Genomic DNA, 17,085 nt, shown 5'->3' on the forward strand with positions numbered 1-17,085 from the left:
TCTATACTCAAACCGTATACAGTATTAACTTACTCTCATCATATCAAACCGCCTTGAAAAAGTAAAATGATGTCACTCAATTTTCAGTTCGACTTCCGGTGTCTTCACCTTATTACCAATTAAAGAAATCGCTGTTACGCCGACAAGCATCGTCACGCCGCCAATTAATTGGAATGTGCCAAGTCTTATGCCAAACCATAAAATTGAAATAACCATCGCCGTTAACGGTTCGAAACTCGATAACACACTCGTTTCAACAGGCGTAATATATGTCATGCTTCCTAAAAATAAAACGAAAGCAATCGTCCCGATAATAATGACACCGAGTAACATGAACGCCACTTGCCAATCGAACAATGTCGGAATGCCTTTAATGAAAGTAATAGGATTAAAGATGAGTAAGATGACCCCTCCTATAACCATTCCCCATCCGACGACAAGTAAAACTCCCCACTCTTGCATGAGACGTGCTGGATATAATGTATAAAAAGAGAATGCAAATCCTACTGCTATGCCCCAAAATACAGCTTCACGACTGAGTGCAAACCCTTCTAAAGTGCCATCGGTCAGCAATAAAAAAAGACCGATTAAGGTCACGAGCATCCCTAAAATTTGTGCGATAGGAGGCACCGCTTTTTGAATGAGCGATACGAATAAAATAATATAAATCGGTGCTAAAAATTGAAAGAGCGTTGCAATGACAGCATTACTCGTATCAATCGATGCTAAAAATGTATATTGTACTCCGAGCATTCCAAAAATCCCGAAAATAATTAACTTACGTGTCCAATACGGTTGAGCGAACGGACGACGTACTCGGACCCCTCTCCATTTTAAGACTGCGAGAAGGCCCATTCCTGCGACTAACAAACGTAAAATGAGTAAAAATTGCTTGCTCATCCCTTGATCTAAAATCCATTCCATCATTGGTCCAGTAGCGCCCCAAAACATCGCTCCGACCACAATCATCAAAATCCCTTTTGCACGTAGCATTCGTCCGTACAACTCCTTTCTTGACGTTTTACGTCATGTAACTTTACGTTAACATTGTTACGTTATATAAGTCCATAGTTATAAAAATGCGTATTATATTTCAGATGTTATTAATAAAAGAAAAAAGTTTTGAAAGGTTGTTAATAGAATACAATGTTCCGCTCTGTAAAAGCTTTTTCTTATTTTATTTTTTTATGATAAACTGATAATATTTAAGAAGACATCGTATTTTAGTCATGTATTATCCATTAATTTAGAATCTTTTTAAGAGTCTTTTTTACTGATTTTATAATGACAATCGCATATAATAGTATAATAGTTAGGGATTAGAGAGAAAAGAGATTAAAGGAGTTATTTATTATGAAGGAAACAACGAGAACAGAACTATACTTTTCTTGTTTAATGGATAGTTTAGATGAACATGTCATGGTATTTAAGACTGATTCTGAAGGCTTCATTACGTATACAAATCAAAACTTTCTTCAAGTGAGTGAATGGACACCGAAACGAGTACTCGGGAAATCAATTTGGCAAATGTTCGACCCTTCTAAAGAGGATCAAAAAATTGCTGACCTCATTTGGGAAACTGTACAAGCAGGGCGCAATTACTTTGGCCAAGTGAAAAAAATGAGTAGAAAAGGAAAATCTTACTATGTTAACATGTTGGCCACTCCTATATTTGAAAGCGAACAATTAAAAGAAGTATTGTTTTTGCAATTAGATATGACAGAAGATATGGCGTTACAAGAAAAGTTAGAACGCATTGCTTTTATCGACTTTGAAACGGGCTTAATGAGCCGTTACAAACTTGAAATGCTAACGACAGAGCGCATTAAAGAAAACCTTCATTTTTCATTCGTTCATATTAATTTAGATTATTATATTTTTGATGACCAAGATAATAAAGCGAAGCTGGACCTAAAAATTATTCAACAATTTGCGAATCGTTTGCAACGATTTTTTCAAGATAGTCCCATCGCTCGTATTAATAAGTACGAATTCGTAATTTTAACGCCACATGCGGATTGGTTCATTCAAAGCTTTATGAATTTTTTAGAGCAACAACCGATCCATATTGAACATTATCAAATTAAACTAACCGTCAGTGGAGGTATCGCTAAGTTCCCAGAAGACCAACAAACATACGAACGTCTTCTTCTCGCAGCACGTGAAGCGACACAAGCAATCATGCGATCAGGTGGAGGAGATATTTTATCACTAACGACAGAACAACATAAAAAAATTGATCGTTATGCATTGATCAATGAGCGCCTCCCCTTAGCGATTCAGAATGAGGAATTATCAGTCGTGTACCAACCCCAATTGAACTTACATACAGGAGAAAAAAATGTGTATGAGGCATTAATTCGTTGGAATGACGAAGTTTTAGGTGAAGTTAAACCAGACGAACTCATTCCAATCTCTGAAGAAAGTGGATTAATTCATGAAATTGGTGATTTTCTCTTCCGCACCGTCGTGAAATTTGCAGCAGAGCGAATTAAGTCTGAGCCTACTTTTCAAGTAGCCATCAATTCCTCTATTCGTGAGTTTATGAAAGATAATCATAGTGTGACATTGCAAGCCATTTTGAACGAATATGATTGTCCAGCAAACGCAATTCAAATTGAAATCACTGAAAAATTTGCTTTCCAGGCGGAAGAACAACAATCGATTACACGTCAAATGCAACAGTTACAACAACTCGGTATGACATTCGCCCTCGATGACTTCGGCACAGGCTATGCTTCCTTCCGATTTTTGCAATCCTTGCCGATTTCAATTGTGAAAATCGATAAAACGTATATACAATCTCTCGTCACTCATCCACAAACGACAAAGCTTGTCGAAGGACTCATTCGTCTTTGCCACTCGCTCGATCTTTATGTCGTTGCGGAAGGTGTAGAACAAGAAGGCCAATTCGAAATGCTAAAAAAACTACAAATTGATGGCGTTCAAGGGTATTATATTGCCCAACCTGAAGCTTTATAATCGAAAGAAAAGATAAACGAGCAGAAAGGAATTTCCCTTCTGCTCGTTTATTTTATTTCTTATTATTTTTCTTGAGCGATATATTTCCAAATCATCGTACTCAACACTTTTGCTTCAGATTCCCAACGCGTATTCATAAAGCTCGCTCGAAATTCTCTTAAAATCGTATTGAGTAAAGTCGGTCTTAATGGAGTTCGTTGCAACTCTTCTATAAGAAAAGAGAAGTATTCTAATTGCATCTTACTCAAATCAAGACATTCTCGTTGAAATTGTCTCAACTCTTCAATCAACTCTTCCGATGTAACCGTAACATCGGAAGTCGGAATATCAAAACGCTGAAAAATGGAACTCCCCACAAATGCGAACTGATCCTGAATGATAGGAGCAACAAGATAATCAATAATCTTTACTAAATAGGAAACTAGAGCTCGCGCATCGATCACTTCGTAATTATGTGGCCTTGAAAAATTCAAATATTGCTGAATCATTCCTGTAAACATGATGGATAAATCTGGCGCATACGGTCGAATTTCCTCTCCATGTATATCGATTAAACGTTCTGCAATCCATAATAATTCTTCTTTAAAATGAGCTTCTAAGAAAGACATGAGCTCACGATTACCTGAATAAAACACCGCTTCGTACAAAGGCAACAAATTATCTTCCCGATTTATGACAAGACGTAACGCAACTTGTTCAGCAAAAATGGACGGGTCTTTTTTATTTTGCTCTGTTAACAATTCACTGCGTAACATCACTGCTTCTTCATATGACTTTTGCAAAATCGCCTTCAAGCAGTCGTCTTTCGATTTAAAATAATTATAAAACGTTCCTTTCGAAATGTTCGCTTCGTCTAAAATATGTTGAATGGATGTTGCTGGAAAACCTTGTTCGATAAATAATCTTTGCGCAACACGCAAAACATGTCTTTTGCGATCTTTCATAATTCCCCTTCTCTCTTCCACCTGTTTCTTTCATTTAATTTAATCGAATTTATACTGTTTGTCCAATTTTTTTGGAGGTCGGTACATTTTTGTTGAATTGTCCATTTAAACTCGGTAGAATGTTCTAAGTGAACTTGGAGTACAAATAATATACTATAGTTTCGGAGGTTCTTTATGAAAGATCAACAAAAACGCATTCCGTATGGAATGATCGCCATTTTATTCTTCGGTGCATTTATTGCTTTTTTAAATAATACGTTATTAAATATCGCAATCCCAACGATTATGGAAGAGTTTTCTGTCGAAATTTCAACTGCTCAGTGGTTGACGACAGGATTTATGCTCGTAAATGGAATTTTAATTCCTGCGAGCGCTTTTTTTGTACAACGTTTTACAAACCGTGCACTATTCATTAGCGCTATGGCATTTTTCACCGCTGGTACGGCGCTCGCAATGGTTGCACCGACATTTTTGTTACTTGTCGCAGGAAGAATGTTACAGGCGGCAGGCTCTGCTCTTATGATGCCACTTTTAATGAATATTATGCTCGTCACCTTCCCCATTGAAAAACGCGGAAGTGCGATGGGTGTGTTCGGGCTAGTGATGATTACAGCACCAGCCATTGGACCGACATTATCAGGATGGGTAATTGAACATTACTCATGGCGTACACTTTTTGGTATTGTATTACCTTTCGCAATCTTTATTTTACTCGTTGCAATTTTCAAGTTAAAAAATGTTATGGAAACAAAACATGTTCAATTAGACATCTTCTCATTAATGTTATCGTCTATCGGATTCGGTGGTATTTTATACGGATTCAGTGCAGCTGGCGAAAATGGATGGACACATTGGTCTGTGTACGGAACGATTGCAATTGGTTCGATTGCACTCACAATATTTATCATTCGCCAATTACGTATGACAGAACCTTTACTTGACTTGCGCATTTATCGCTATCCGATGTTCGCTTTGTCATCTGTCATTTCAGTTGTCATTTCCGTTTCCATGTTCTCCGCGATGATTTTAACACCACTTTACGTCCAAAACATTCGTGGCATTTCACCATTTGAATCTGGAATTCTCATGCTACCTGGCGCTATTATAATGGGGATCATGTCGCCGATTACCGGAAAATTGTTTGATAAATACGGCCCGAAAGCTTTAGCTCTAACAGGTTTAACCATCACGGTTTTAACAACATTTTTATTGAGCCGACTCGGCTTTGATGATGGTTATTATTATATTATGGCTGTCTACACGGCTCGCATGTTCGGGATGTCTATGGTGATGATGCCCATTATGACGAATGGATTGAATCAATTACCGATGGAATCTAACCCGCACGGTACCGCTATAAATAATACGTTACAACAAGTATCCGGTGCGATTGGTTCAGCGATTTTATTGACAATTACGACGAAACATACGCAAACAAAAATGACAGAATTGCAAAGTACAGCGATGATTCCGAGCGATCCGACAGAAGCTTCTCAAATGATGTTCCAAATTGCGCAAGAAGCGACATTAAGCGGAATTAATCATACATTCTTCTTATCGACCGTCATCGCCGCACTCGCCCTACTCCTCACATTTTTTGTCAAACGTGTTCCAACTTCTTAAAAATTTTTTCGATGTCGGAATTAATTCTGGTGGACACTTTCCGCGTTCATGGCTCCAACTAAACGTAAAAGAGTAAAATATACGTAAAGAAAAAGGCATTTTCCATTCAAAAACGAATAGAAAATGCCTTATTTTTTTCAGTACTCTCGTTCAAATAAGTCTATGCTTTAAATTATTGTACGATGTTTTCTGGAGTTTCTCCATTTAACACAGCAAGAATCGCTTCTACGTTCATCTCTGCCATTTTCGTACGTGTTGCGATTGATGCACTTCCGATATGTGGCAATGCAACAACGTTCGGCAATGTTAATAATTTATGGTTTGGATCAATTGGTTCTTGTGAATAGACGTCGAGACCTGCTCCAAAAATTTTACCTTCTTTTAATACGTCATACAATGCATCTTCGTCAATAATTTCTCCACGAGCTGCGTTAATGACGATTGCATCTGGACGTAATAATGCAAGTTCTTCGCGTCCGAGAAGTCCATTCGTCTCCTCTGTAAGTGGCGCAAATATTGCGATAAATTGACACGTTTTCAATAGGTCTTCAAGTGAACGATATGTTAAATCATATTTTTTCTCCGCTTCTTCTTTACGTGTACGGTTGTGATAAGAAATATCCATATCAAATCCGTATGCACGACGTGCTAACGCTTCTCCGATACGTCCCATTCCGATAATTCCAATCGACGCTCCGTGAATATCCATCCCTGCATAGCCGAATGGCTCCCATGTGCTCCACTCACCTGCGCGTAGTGATTTCTCCGCTTGTGGCAACATACGTGCTGTTGACATTAATAAGCCGAATGCGAGGTCTGCTGTCGTATCAGAAAGAACACCAGGTGTATTCGTCACCGTAATGCCACGCTCATTTGCCGCAGCAATATCGATATTATTGTAACCGACCGCCATGTTAGCAACGACTTTCAAGTTCGGTAAAGCGTCCATTACTTCACTCGTCACTTGATCACTAAGCGCCGTCCAAAGTGCTACGACACGTTCACCGTATTGAAGCGCTTCCTCAATAGGTGTACCTGTAATGTTGTGAATGTCGCATTGAATGACTTCATGGTTCGCGCGAAGTGGCGCTACGATCGATTCATCTAATTGACGTGTTACATAAATAATTGATTTCATACTAGTCCAAACCCCTTCCAACGATATTGTAATCTCTTCTTTAGTTTCTCACATTCCTGTCACAAAAACTACAAAAGTGTAGCGAATCGCTACACTTTCATATATTATAAATCATCAAATCCGTTTAAGTCTGATGTTTTCGTATATTGACGGGATTTTTGTTCGAAGAAGTCTGTTTTAACGCCGTCAAAGTTATCGACATATGCACGAATCCATTTCATCGGATTGTCATAGTAATCTTCATAAATTTCAGATAAGCCCATCATGCGTAACATTTTGTTCGCACGGTATTTAATATAGCCAATCATATCATCCATTTCGATTCCTTCCACATCCGACAAGACATATGTCGCCCATTCTTTCTCCATCTCGACATTATGGCGATATTGTTCATACACCCACTCAATAAATTGTTCATTATTGTACTCTGGATTTTCAGCGAGTGTCGCACGGAACAATTCACTAATGAAACGCGCATGCTGTAATTCGTCACGGTTAATGAAACTAATCATCGTACTTGTCGCTACCATTTTATTGTGGCGAGCTAAGTTGTAGAAGTAAGCGAACGCACTATAGAAATACATCCCTTCTAATAAAGATGTATACACCATCGCTTTCAATGCCGTTTCAATCGTCGGTGTTTCCGCAAATTCATTATAAATTTCTACGATACGCTCATTTCGTTTTAATAAAACAGGGTCACGGCGTCCCATTTCGAACGCTTCGATTTGCCCATTCAAGTCGGTGACACTCGATAATACATAAGCGTATGAATGGTTATGTTCACTTTCTTGGTCCGCAACCGTTGCCATAATCGATTTTACAGAAGGATCGGTGGTGAAATCCGCTAGTTTCGCCGCAAGATCTGTTTGTGGCGCATCGAGCGTCGCCAATAAACCGATAATTTTCAAATAAGCGTCTTGCTCGGCAGCTGTCAATGTCGCGAACTGTTTCACGTCCGGTGTCATATCCACTTCTGCAGCAATCCAAAATTGCGCACGAATTTCTTCTCGAATTTCATAAAAGTGAGGATATTTAATGTCATTCCAGTTCAAAATACCGCTCGCTTCTCCACCGAATAACTTCGTTGCGCGGTTTGGCTCCATCGGCTCCAACACTTTTGCTTTCGTTAAAATTGTCGTCATATTCATTCTCCTTTATTTCTTTATAGAAAAAAGCCTATTGCCTAAACTGTAGGCCCATAGGCTTTTTCGTCTCTTTTCCAATTGTGAAAATGTTGAATGACGCGCTCCGTCCATGCTCGTACAAATTGTTCTTGATGTCCTCTTGGACTTTGTTCAATTCGTAAAGGGGGCAAAGGTGAGTGATAAAACTTCGCTAATTTTGTCGCCGCATGGCAAAATAAATCATCACCGCCAAATTGTGTATCCCCCGTTCCGAAAATATAGACGAGGTCGGGTTTAAATCCGACTTGCGCGATAAATTTTTTCACTTTTGTAGGTGTATCCCCTTTTCCCCAAGTGAAGGATCCGAGCATAAAAGCATCGTACGCTGTCACTTCAGGGATTGGGGCGTTCGAACCGATTCGATATAAAGTGACGTCAATAGAAGCTTCATTCAATTGACGTCGTATTAACTCTGCTACTTCTCTCGTATTGCCACTCCACGACATGTAGGTAATTAAGAATGACACCATTCACACTCCTCGATGTTTGACGCTGTCGAACGAGTGTAATACGTAGATTTCATTCCTGAATCCCACGCTTGTAAGTGAAGTCCTAATAAGACAGAAGCACGAATCGTATTCGGCACGTAAATATTAAACGAAATCGCTTGGTCGATATGGCGTTGACGCGCAGCATTTTGCTTCACGCTCCAACGTTGATCGACAATATATGCTGAACGACGATACACGTCGTACGTATTGTGGTCTAAGTCTGGTGCAATTACTGGTAAACGGTAGTTCTTCTTCTCTTCGTGGAAGAACGGTTGGAAAATTGGGTCAATCGACGCTGTTGATCCTGCGATAACAGACGTTGATGAGTTCGGTGCAACGGCCATTAAATATCCGTTACGCATACCGCGCTCTTTCACTTTTGTACGGAGTTCGTTCCACTCATCTGATTCATATTGACGGCGTTCGAAATATTCACCTGTTTCCCAATCTGAACCTTCAAATAAAGGATATGCCCCTTTTTCTTCCGCTAATTTCGATGATGCATCAATCGTCAAATATGCGATTTTCTCATAAAGTTCATCCGCATATTCCACCGCTTCATCTGATTCCCATTGCACACCTTTCAATGCGAGTAAATGGTGCCAACCGAATGTACCGAGTCCAATTCCACGGTAGCGCTCATTCGTGCGGCGTGCCTGCAATACTGGAATTTTATTTAAGTCGATCACATTGTCTAACATGCGAACTTGAATCGGAATTAAGCGTTCTAAAATATCTGCAGGAACCGCTTTTCCTAAATTGATTGAAGATAAGTTACATACGACAAAATCGCCTGGCTTTTTGCGTGTGACGATGACATCATCCTCTAATTCCATCGTCTCGAATGTTGTTGGGCTCATGTTTTGTGCAATCTCTGTACAGAGATTAGAAGAATAAATAATTCCTTCATGTTTGTTCGGGTTTGCACGGTTCACCTCGTCACGGTAAAACATGAATGGCGTACCTGTTTCAAGTTGTGAACGCATAACGCGTTTCATAATGTCGATCGCTTGGACGGTTTCACGTGACAACTCTTCATTTGCAACACACGCTGCATACTTCTCACGGAATGAACCTTCTCCACGCTTCTCATCATAAAAGTCCTCTAAAGAGAAGCCCATCACTTCGCGAACTTCATGCGGGTCGAATAAATGCCATTCTCCGCGTGCTTCCACTGCTTCCATGAAGACGTCTGGAATACAAACCCCTGTGAAAATGTCATGCGCACGTAAACGCTCGTCCCCATTATTTAACTTTAAGTCGAGGAATGTTGAAATATCACGGTGCCATACGTCTAAATAAACAGCGATTGCCCCTTGACGCTGACCGAGTTGGTCGACAGATACCGCTGTATTGTTCAATTGTTTAATCCAAGGGAGAACGCCTGATGATGCGCCTTTAAATCCACGAATTGCTGAACCGCGGGCACGTACTTTCCCCATGTAAACACCGATACCGCCACCGAACTTCGATAAGTTCGCAACATCCGTATTTGAATCATAAATGCCTTGTAATGAGTCATCTACTGTATCGATGAAGCATGATGATAATTGACCATGCGTTTTTCCTGCGTTCGCTAATGTTGGTGTCGCGACTGTCATGTACAAGCTGCTCATTGCCCAATATGCTTCACGTACGTACTCCATACGGCGTTCTTTCGCTTCATCTTGCATCAATGTTAAAGCGATCACTAACCAGCGTTCCTGAGGCAATTCAACAGGTTCTTTCGAATAGTCTACTGCGACGTAACGATCGACAAATGTTTTTAACCCGATATACGTAAATAATTCATCGCGCTCTTTCTCGATGAACGTACCTGCTTTTTCCAATTCTTCCGCCGTGTATTTTTCTACTAATACTGGAGAATAGAGACCTGCGTCTACGAGTTTCTGTACATTTTGCGCAAAATCTGTATAGACGTCCACTCCGCGTTTACGTTTTTGATCCGCATAAATTTTAATCGCATAAATACGTGAAGCGACAAATGTCCAGTGTGGCGCTGTTTCGTCAATAAAGCTTAATACGTCCAGTACCATCGCATCCGCCCACTCAGAATCTGATCGTTCTGGGTAGCGTGTTAACCAACGCTCACTCGCATCCAATAAATCTTGCACCTTTTCTTGTCCATAACGTGCGATTGCATCGTCTAAAATTGCTTGAATTACAGGTCTTTCTGTCATCGTCGTCATCGTCATTCCTCCTGAAATATAAACTTGATTTTCTTATAAAAGCGGCTTTTCTAATTAAAAAAAAGCCATTTTTGTAAGAAATCAAAAGTAAGCTCTTTTCATCGAAACACAAGATATAGTATGTCATTCAAGAAACATACCACGATATATTGTGTTTTATTCTTTTTTCATTGTAGAAGAGTGGCGCGCAATTTGCAACCAACATAAAATACCATTTTTTAATTTCAGTCGAAATGAGTATCACTTTTTAGCCATTTCTCCTAGTTTCAAAAAGAACAACCGTTCTCGTTCCTTAGGGCGCAAACTCTATTATACCACCTATTTTTTTTTGCGCTCGTTTTTTGTTTAAACGAATAAAAAATTGCAAGTTCGCCAAAGACGACCTTGCAATTTAGTCATTCTTTCTCATTTTACTTTTTTAATTGTTTTAAGGCTTTTTCAGGAATGGCATCTTCTTGTACTTCTTCATAAGAGGTTACCCCTTTTGATTCCTTATAAAACAATTGTAAGTAAGCGTCGCGACGTAAGTTTTTATGACTTGTAAAAGTCATCTCTTTCACATCGCCTTTATCATTGTAAGCAGGCAATTGATAACTGAAACGTTCCATTTTCTCACCATTATCGAGCACCGTTACTTCACTTTCTCCATCCGTTGTAATTTGAATGTAGTAGTGTTCAGCACCAAATCGATTCAAGTTTGTACCACGTAAAAAATAAAATAACACACTCAATAATAAAATAACGAAAATCGTTATGAATAATCCTATTTTTTTCATTTCTTTTTCATCCTTTCTTGTCTCAACGCTACTGTTCCACTATAGTGATCAAAATAAAACGGCTTCGTGCGACGTAAGAGACGCCATACGAGATGTATGATGATGATTACTGTGACAAAAACAGAAAGTAAATTGAGAGAGATTAAGAAGATGAGCGTCCATCCCGTTTCATTCGGAACAGCGGCATCAGTCATCGACGAGATAATTCCTAAAATGTAAGGCAATGCAATTGCAATATAACGCTTCAGTAAGCTGATTCCGAGTGTGCGTTGAATCGTTTCGTATCGTATCTTCACAACGAGTGCTCCGAGCGTGCGTCCATGATTGACAAGAGGTATGACTACAATCATGACAAATAATGTGACGAAAAATAACAATTGTTGCTCAAACCATTGCTGATTACCGAAAGTAGCAAGCATACCCGCAATTACTTGTGAAGCAATAATATCAAAGAACAAAGCTAACAACTCTGCTCCTCGTGTCGCTTCACGTTTTTCGGACATCGCGGCGTCGCGAATTTGAAGTGAAGACTTTGACGGAATAAACATTAAAAAGAGTGGTGCTAAGGCGAATCCAAGTACTGCGCCTGTCGTATTCGCTAATAAATCATCGACATCGAACAATCGATACGGACACGTATAAAATCCATACAGTCCTGTCAATTGTGTCACTTCAAAAAAGAGTGAGATGAAAAATCCGATAACGAACGCTCTCCATACATTGCGTTTTTGCTTCCACATGTAGCGAATGTACACACCGAGTGGAAATAGTAATAAAACATTAAAAATTAATTGATAAAAAGCAGGCGTTTTCGCTAATTGTTTATATGTAGCGAGAGACGACCAATTGATCGTCGCCTCACGTTGAATATCCGCTATAAATTGAAACGGTGTCGTCTGCATATAATGAGCAAGTGGCAAACGCTCTACGCAATTGATGCGAGACTCAGGTAATGGCAAAATAACGAGGAAGAACGCACTTAAGCTGTAAAAAATGAATGTGGCGAGCATAAATGACTTCCAAAAGCTGTAATACCCATATTTTCGATATTGATAAACAGCCCACGGTACGGTTACAAGTATTGCAATTGCAGCAAATACGAGTATTGCCGATACAATTGGCGTTACATATGCACTCATTCCACTTCATCCTTCCTTACATCGATTGTTTCACTACTTGTTTATAGTACCCCATTGTCAATACAGCAAACGATAAATAAATGAGCGAGTAAACCGCCATCGCAATTAGAGTCGGAATCGTCACATCGGTCATAAAGATAATATTTGCCGATTGCACTGCAAACCATGAATGCAGTAACCCGATCAATAAAGGTAAGCCGAAGACAAATAATTGTTTACGACGAATACCGCTCAATAATTCTTGGGTACTAAAGCCGAGTTGACGCAATGTTTTGTAGCTTTGCTTTTCTTGCTCAGCTTCGGTCATTTGCTTAAAGTATAAAATACTTCCCGTCGAAATCAAAAAGACGAGTCCTAAAAACCCTGCAATAAAAATCATTAATCCGCTACTTTGGCGCATACTTTGATACTTCTCATAATAAGTAGAGTGGCGAAGCACTTCATCTTCGACTACTTCTTCAAAGATGCGTTGCGCTTCTTCCAGTTGCTTATTAGGTATGGAAATCGCATAACGCACAGGACTTTCCTCTCCACTTTGATATCGTTTCAATCGTTCATATTGTTCAGGGGAGACAACCAAATTTGCCTCAAACGACGTTAAGTTAAAAATATTATCTCCAGAAAATTCATGAATGATTAATTTTTCGCCATCACTTAATTCGACATCAACTGGCATTTTCGTATCTTTAAATGCCCAGTATAACATGCTGTAATGAAGTGCAGTATAATCATCGTTCCAGTCATAACCGAGATAGCGTAAGTCTTCGGTCGATACGACATGAGCGGTCAAATCTTCGCGCACCATCTCATTCACTTCCGCTTCTTTTAAAGACAATTCAATCGGATAAGCGTGAACCGCTGCTCGTTCATAGTCAATTTGTTCCGCTGTTAAACGCTCTTCAAACTGTTTCAATTGCTCGATTGATCCTATAAAAGCACTCGTTTCTTCTGAAAATTGAAAATCGTTCGGCAACAATTGACGTGTCACTTCTTCGTTAGAATAAAACAAAGAATACGAAATCGCGATCATCGTCATCGCCATTGCAGACAATGTTGTAATAATGGTAAGTGACTGCGCATTCCCTTTCATTCTGTGCATAAGTGGCGCAATCGATAAACTATCTTTTAACGACATATGGCCTTTTTTCATTCGACGAATACGGCCGAGCAACCAACCGATCGACACACGGAAAATTAAATAAGACCCAAATATTGTAGCAAATAGAACGAGCAACATATTCAATAATAAAAACTGGTTTAACATGTGCCCACTTAACCAGTAACCAAATACAATTAAACCGATACCACTCATCGCGAGAATAGCCGCGATGATTCCTTTCGGCTCTTTCACAATTTCCGTTGCTTGATCCGCTTTAAATAGTTGAATCAATGTCTTTTTATACACTTTTCGAATCATTTGAATCGATGTAATGACAATGATAATGGTAAAGACGAGCAAAGTGCTCTTTAAAGCATCCATCGAAAATTGAAGTTGAACCGTTTCTTGTATTCCCACTACTTTCAATAATAACAATAAAAATAGGCGTGATACGACCGTACCTGTTAGTATTCCGACAATCAAAGCGCCGAAACTTAATAGGACATTTTCAATAATGAGCATTTTAGCGACCGCATTTTTCGTCAAACCAATCAATTGATACAAACCGATTTCTTTACTGCGTCGCGTTAAGAAAATAGAATTTGCATAAATAATAAAGATTCCAGCAATGATTATGAGTAAAATATTCGCTGCTTTAAAACCTGATGTCATACTGCCAGACAAAGCTGTACGTTCCGCTACTGTCGTATCAAATTGTAAAGAAGCAAAAACAAAATAAAGAGCAACACTAAAAATGAGCGCGAAGAAATATAAATAGTAATGTTTCACATTTTTCTTCATATTGCGCAAGACGAGATCAAATAGAGTCAACCGTCTCACCTCCAAGCATCGCTTGCACTTTTAAAATTTCTTGGAAAAATTGTTGGCGCGTCTCCTCTCCCCGGTACAATTCTGAATAAATTTGCCCGTCGCGTAAAAAGACGACACGACTACAATAGCTCGATGCGAGTGGATCATGCGTCACCATCATAATCGTTACTTCATTTTCACGGTTCACACGTTCTAGCGTCTCAAGTAAAGAAGAAGCTGATTTCGAATCGAGTGCGCCCGTCGGTTCATCCGCAAAAATCATCGACGGATTATTAATGAGCGCACGAGCTGCAGCTGTTCTTTGTTTTTGTCCTCCTGATAATTGATGAGGGTACTGATTAGCAAGATCCGTAATTCCGAGAATATCCGCAATATTTTTAAAGCGTGATTCCGCCTCTTGTTTCGATACTTTACTCAATGAAATCGGAAGTAAAATGTTTTCTTTTGCTGTTAATGTATCTAATAAATTATAGTCTTGAAAAATGAATCCGAGCTGTTCGCGTCGAAATGTCGAGAGTTCTCGGTCGCGCATCGTCGCAATTTCTGTTCCTGCGATGCGAATCGATCCTTCTGACGCTCGGTCAATCGTTGCGAGCACATTTAGCAATGTCGTTTTCCCCGCCCCCGACGGCCCCATAATCCCTACAAATTCCCCTTCCCGCACTTTTAAGTCAATTCCTTTTAATACTTCTTGCATATTTTGACGTGTGCCATATACTTTGCGCACATTAGTTGATTGTAATACGATTGCTTCTGTCATTTCTCTATCTTCCTTTCCGAAAAACTTATCATTACGTTTAGTATATCGACCTTTCAAATGAAAATCGTTCGATTCATCTAACAAAAAAGCTCACAATGTGACATTTTTGTCATGTTGTGAGCGCGTCGTAATGATTCGGTTTAGAAAATGATAAAATAGCCGTCGTTCCAACATCTACTGTCGAATCGACTTGAATGGTCATATTTATTTTTTCGCCAATCGTATGCGCGACATATAAACCAATTCCGGTCGCAGCATTTTGTTTTCGGCCTGTTTGTCCTGTAAATCCTTTGTCGAAAATACGCGGTAAATCTTTCGCTGGAATTCCTTTCCCTTCGTCTTGAATGGAAATGTACGGAATATTCTCTCTCACTCCTGATTCAATGGTAATCATACCACCTACCGGGCTATATTTTACCGCGTTCGTCAACAATTGTCGCAGGACGAAGCGCGCCCATTTTTCGTCAGTGAGAAGAGCTGGATTCTCTCCTTCGATTTCGATTGCAATATTTTTTTCCAAACACCAGCTCGATAATGTCTTCACTTCTTGAATGATGAGCGACTCCGCTTCTACTTGTTGTACTAAATAATCGCGGTCTAGTGAGGCGATGCGCGACAAATGCAAATGTTCATCGATGAGCAAATGGATTCGCGTCCAGTCCGCTGCGATTTTGCGCATCGAAGGATCATGCCGATTCGCATCAAGTGTCAATTTCATCGCGGTGAGCGGCGCCTTCACTTCATGAACCCAAGCATGAATGAATTCTGTTTGGTCTAAGTAAGCTTGTTTCGTTTCCGACAATGTCTGTTGATATTCCTTTATGAGCGATGCTACAAATTGCTGTGTCAGTTGTTGCTCATACGTGTTCGCATGTGGTAATTGAGCTAACACATCGATTGCTGGATTATGAACAATTTCAATAAGCGCTTTATAATAAGGCTTCTCCATACGGTATTGCCAGACGAAAAATCCGACCACTCCTGTACCATATAAAACATTCATGTAAATAAGGGCATCGCGATGCAAAATAATCGCATTGTCAACAAAAAATAACACGTTCAATAAAAACAATAAAATCAATTGAAAAACAATCCACATTCGCTTGTCATATAAATATCGCCAAATTGTCATCATCAACTATCACTTCTCTTCGTTTCCGCCATATAGCCGAGCCCTTTTTTCGTGACAATATATGCGTCTAATGCGACATCCACTAATTTTTGACGAAGTCGATTGACATTCACTGTAAGTGTATTGTCATTGACGAAACGTTCATCATCCCACAATTTTCGTATTAAATCATCGCGTGATAAAATCGTATCCTTCGCTTCAACGAGTGCAGCTAAAATGAAAAATTCATTTTTCGTCAATTCAATTTCCGTCTCATCCTTTTGCAAAGTCCCTTTTTTCATTTGTAAGTAAGCGCCATTCCATTCCATCACATCTGCCGGTTCATCCCCGTAAGAATACGTTCGACGAACGAGCGCTTGAATTTTTGCGACAAGCACGTCCATATTAAATGGCTTTTGAACGTAATCGTCCGCTCCCATTTGCATCGCCATTACCATATCCATCGGGTGATCTCGTGACGATAAAAAAATAATGGGCACTTTCGAAACAGCGCGAATTTCACGACACCAATGAAAACCGTCAAATGCAGGCAATTGAATGTCGAGCAATACGACTTGTGGATTCGCTTCATAAAAATCGTCCATTACGTGATGAAAATCAGACGGTCCACTTACGTGAAATGCCCAACTTTCCAAACGGTCTTTTAAATTCGTATAAATGGCTTCATCATCTTCTACAATAAATACAGACATCTCCATGATTCGTCTCTCCTTTTCCTTTTAGTTTACTCGATTGAATAGAAAAAAGCTGTTCAGAGAATACTCTCCAAACAGCTATTATTTGACGAACAATTC

At 39.5% G+C, this 17,085-nt stretch carries 14 protein-coding genes; 2 read left to right on the forward strand and 12 right to left on the reverse strand.

Features of this window, described 5'->3' with window-relative positions:
- Positions 1 to 72: 72 nt before the first annotated feature.
- Positions 73 to 993, reverse strand: a complete 921-nt coding sequence (locus IRY55_RS08995; protein WP_194562980.1) for a DMT family transporter — start codon at positions 991 to 993, stop codon at positions 73 to 75.
- Positions 994 to 1,353: 360 nt separating this feature from the next.
- Here IRY55_RS08995 and IRY55_RS09000 point away from each other — a divergent pair, with 360 nt between their 5' ends.
- Positions 1,354 to 2,982 (forward strand): GGDEF domain-containing phosphodiesterase, encoded by a 1,629-nt coding sequence (locus IRY55_RS09000; protein ID WP_194562981.1) that lies wholly within the window; start codon positions 1,354 to 1,356, stop codon positions 2,980 to 2,982.
- Between the two features lie 62 nt (positions 2,983 to 3,044).
- Here the strand turns inward: IRY55_RS09000 and IRY55_RS09005 are convergent, their stop codons facing one another.
- Positions 3,045 to 3,926 (reverse strand): TetR/AcrR family transcriptional regulator, encoded by an 882-nt coding sequence (locus IRY55_RS09005; protein ID WP_194562982.1) that lies wholly within the window; start codon positions 3,924 to 3,926, stop codon positions 3,045 to 3,047.
- A gap of 174 nt (positions 3,927 to 4,100) precedes the next feature.
- Between IRY55_RS09005 and IRY55_RS09010 the strand changes: the two genes are divergently transcribed.
- A complete protein-coding gene (locus IRY55_RS09010; RefSeq protein WP_194562983.1) occupies positions 4,101 to 5,549 on the forward strand; it encodes a DHA2 family efflux MFS transporter permease subunit in 1,449 nt (482 codons plus the stop codon).
- Positions 5,550 to 5,721: 172 nt separating this feature from the next.
- Here the strand turns inward: IRY55_RS09010 and IRY55_RS09015 are convergent, their stop codons facing one another.
- From IRY55_RS09015 to IRY55_RS09060, 10 genes are all read right to left on the reverse strand, one after another.
- Entirely contained in the window at positions 5,722 to 6,687 is a 966-nt protein-coding gene (locus IRY55_RS09015) for a 2-hydroxyacid dehydrogenase (protein ID WP_194562984.1), read from the reverse strand.
- A 104-nt stretch (positions 6,688 to 6,791) separates the two neighbouring features.
- Positions 6,792 to 7,832: a ribonucleotide-diphosphate reductase subunit beta gene (locus IRY55_RS09020; RefSeq protein ID WP_194562985.1), complete on the reverse strand. Its 1,041-nt coding sequence runs from the start codon at positions 7,830 to 7,832 to the stop codon at positions 6,792 to 6,794.
- Between the two features lie 41 nt (positions 7,833 to 7,873).
- On the reverse strand, positions 7,874 to 8,344 hold the full coding sequence (locus IRY55_RS09025) for a flavodoxin (protein WP_194562986.1): 471 nt from the start codon (positions 8,342 to 8,344) through the stop codon (positions 7,874 to 7,876).
- A complete protein-coding gene (locus IRY55_RS09030) occupies positions 8,329 to 10,560 on the reverse strand; it encodes a ribonucleoside-diphosphate reductase subunit alpha (RefSeq protein ID WP_408015159.1) in 2,232 nt (743 codons plus the stop codon). The genes IRY55_RS09025 and IRY55_RS09030 overlap by 16 nt, the downstream gene beginning before the upstream one ends.
- Positions 10,561 to 10,964: 404 nt before the next feature.
- Complete coding sequence (locus tag IRY55_RS09035) at positions 10,965 to 11,330, reverse strand: YxeA family protein (protein WP_194562988.1); 366 nt, start codon at positions 11,328 to 11,330, stop codon at positions 10,965 to 10,967.
- Positions 11,327 to 12,469 (reverse strand): VanZ family protein, encoded by a 1,143-nt coding sequence (locus tag IRY55_RS09040; protein WP_194562989.1) that lies wholly within the window; start codon positions 12,467 to 12,469, stop codon positions 11,327 to 11,329. Before IRY55_RS09040 ends, IRY55_RS09035 begins: the two co-directional genes overlap by 4 nt.
- A gap of 16 nt (positions 12,470 to 12,485) precedes the next feature.
- Positions 12,486 to 14,399 (reverse strand): ABC transporter permease, encoded by a 1,914-nt coding sequence (locus tag IRY55_RS09045; protein WP_194562990.1) that lies wholly within the window; start codon positions 14,397 to 14,399, stop codon positions 12,486 to 12,488.
- Positions 14,386 to 15,159: an ABC transporter ATP-binding protein gene (locus IRY55_RS09050; protein ID WP_194562991.1), complete on the reverse strand. Its 774-nt coding sequence runs from the start codon at positions 15,157 to 15,159 to the stop codon at positions 14,386 to 14,388. The genes IRY55_RS09045 and IRY55_RS09050 overlap by 14 nt, the downstream gene beginning before the upstream one ends.
- 109 nt (positions 15,160 to 15,268) lie before the next feature.
- The gene (locus IRY55_RS09055; RefSeq protein WP_194562992.1) at positions 15,269 to 16,294 is read right to left on the reverse strand and encodes a sensor histidine kinase; all 1,026 of its coding nucleotides are present in this window, start codon (positions 16,292 to 16,294) and stop codon (positions 15,269 to 15,271) included.
- Positions 16,294 to 16,983, reverse strand: coding sequence for a response regulator transcription factor (locus tag IRY55_RS09060; RefSeq protein ID WP_194563087.1), 690 nt, complete (start codon positions 16,981 to 16,983; stop codon positions 16,294 to 16,296). Before IRY55_RS09060 ends, IRY55_RS09055 begins: the two co-directional genes overlap by 1 nt.
- Between the last annotated feature and the right edge of the window lie 102 nt (positions 16,984 to 17,085).

The organism is Savagea serpentis (assembly GCF_015351395.1).
In the GTDB taxonomy this organism is placed as follows: domain Bacteria; phylum Bacillota; class Bacilli; order Bacillales_A; family Planococcaceae; genus Savagea; species Savagea serpentis.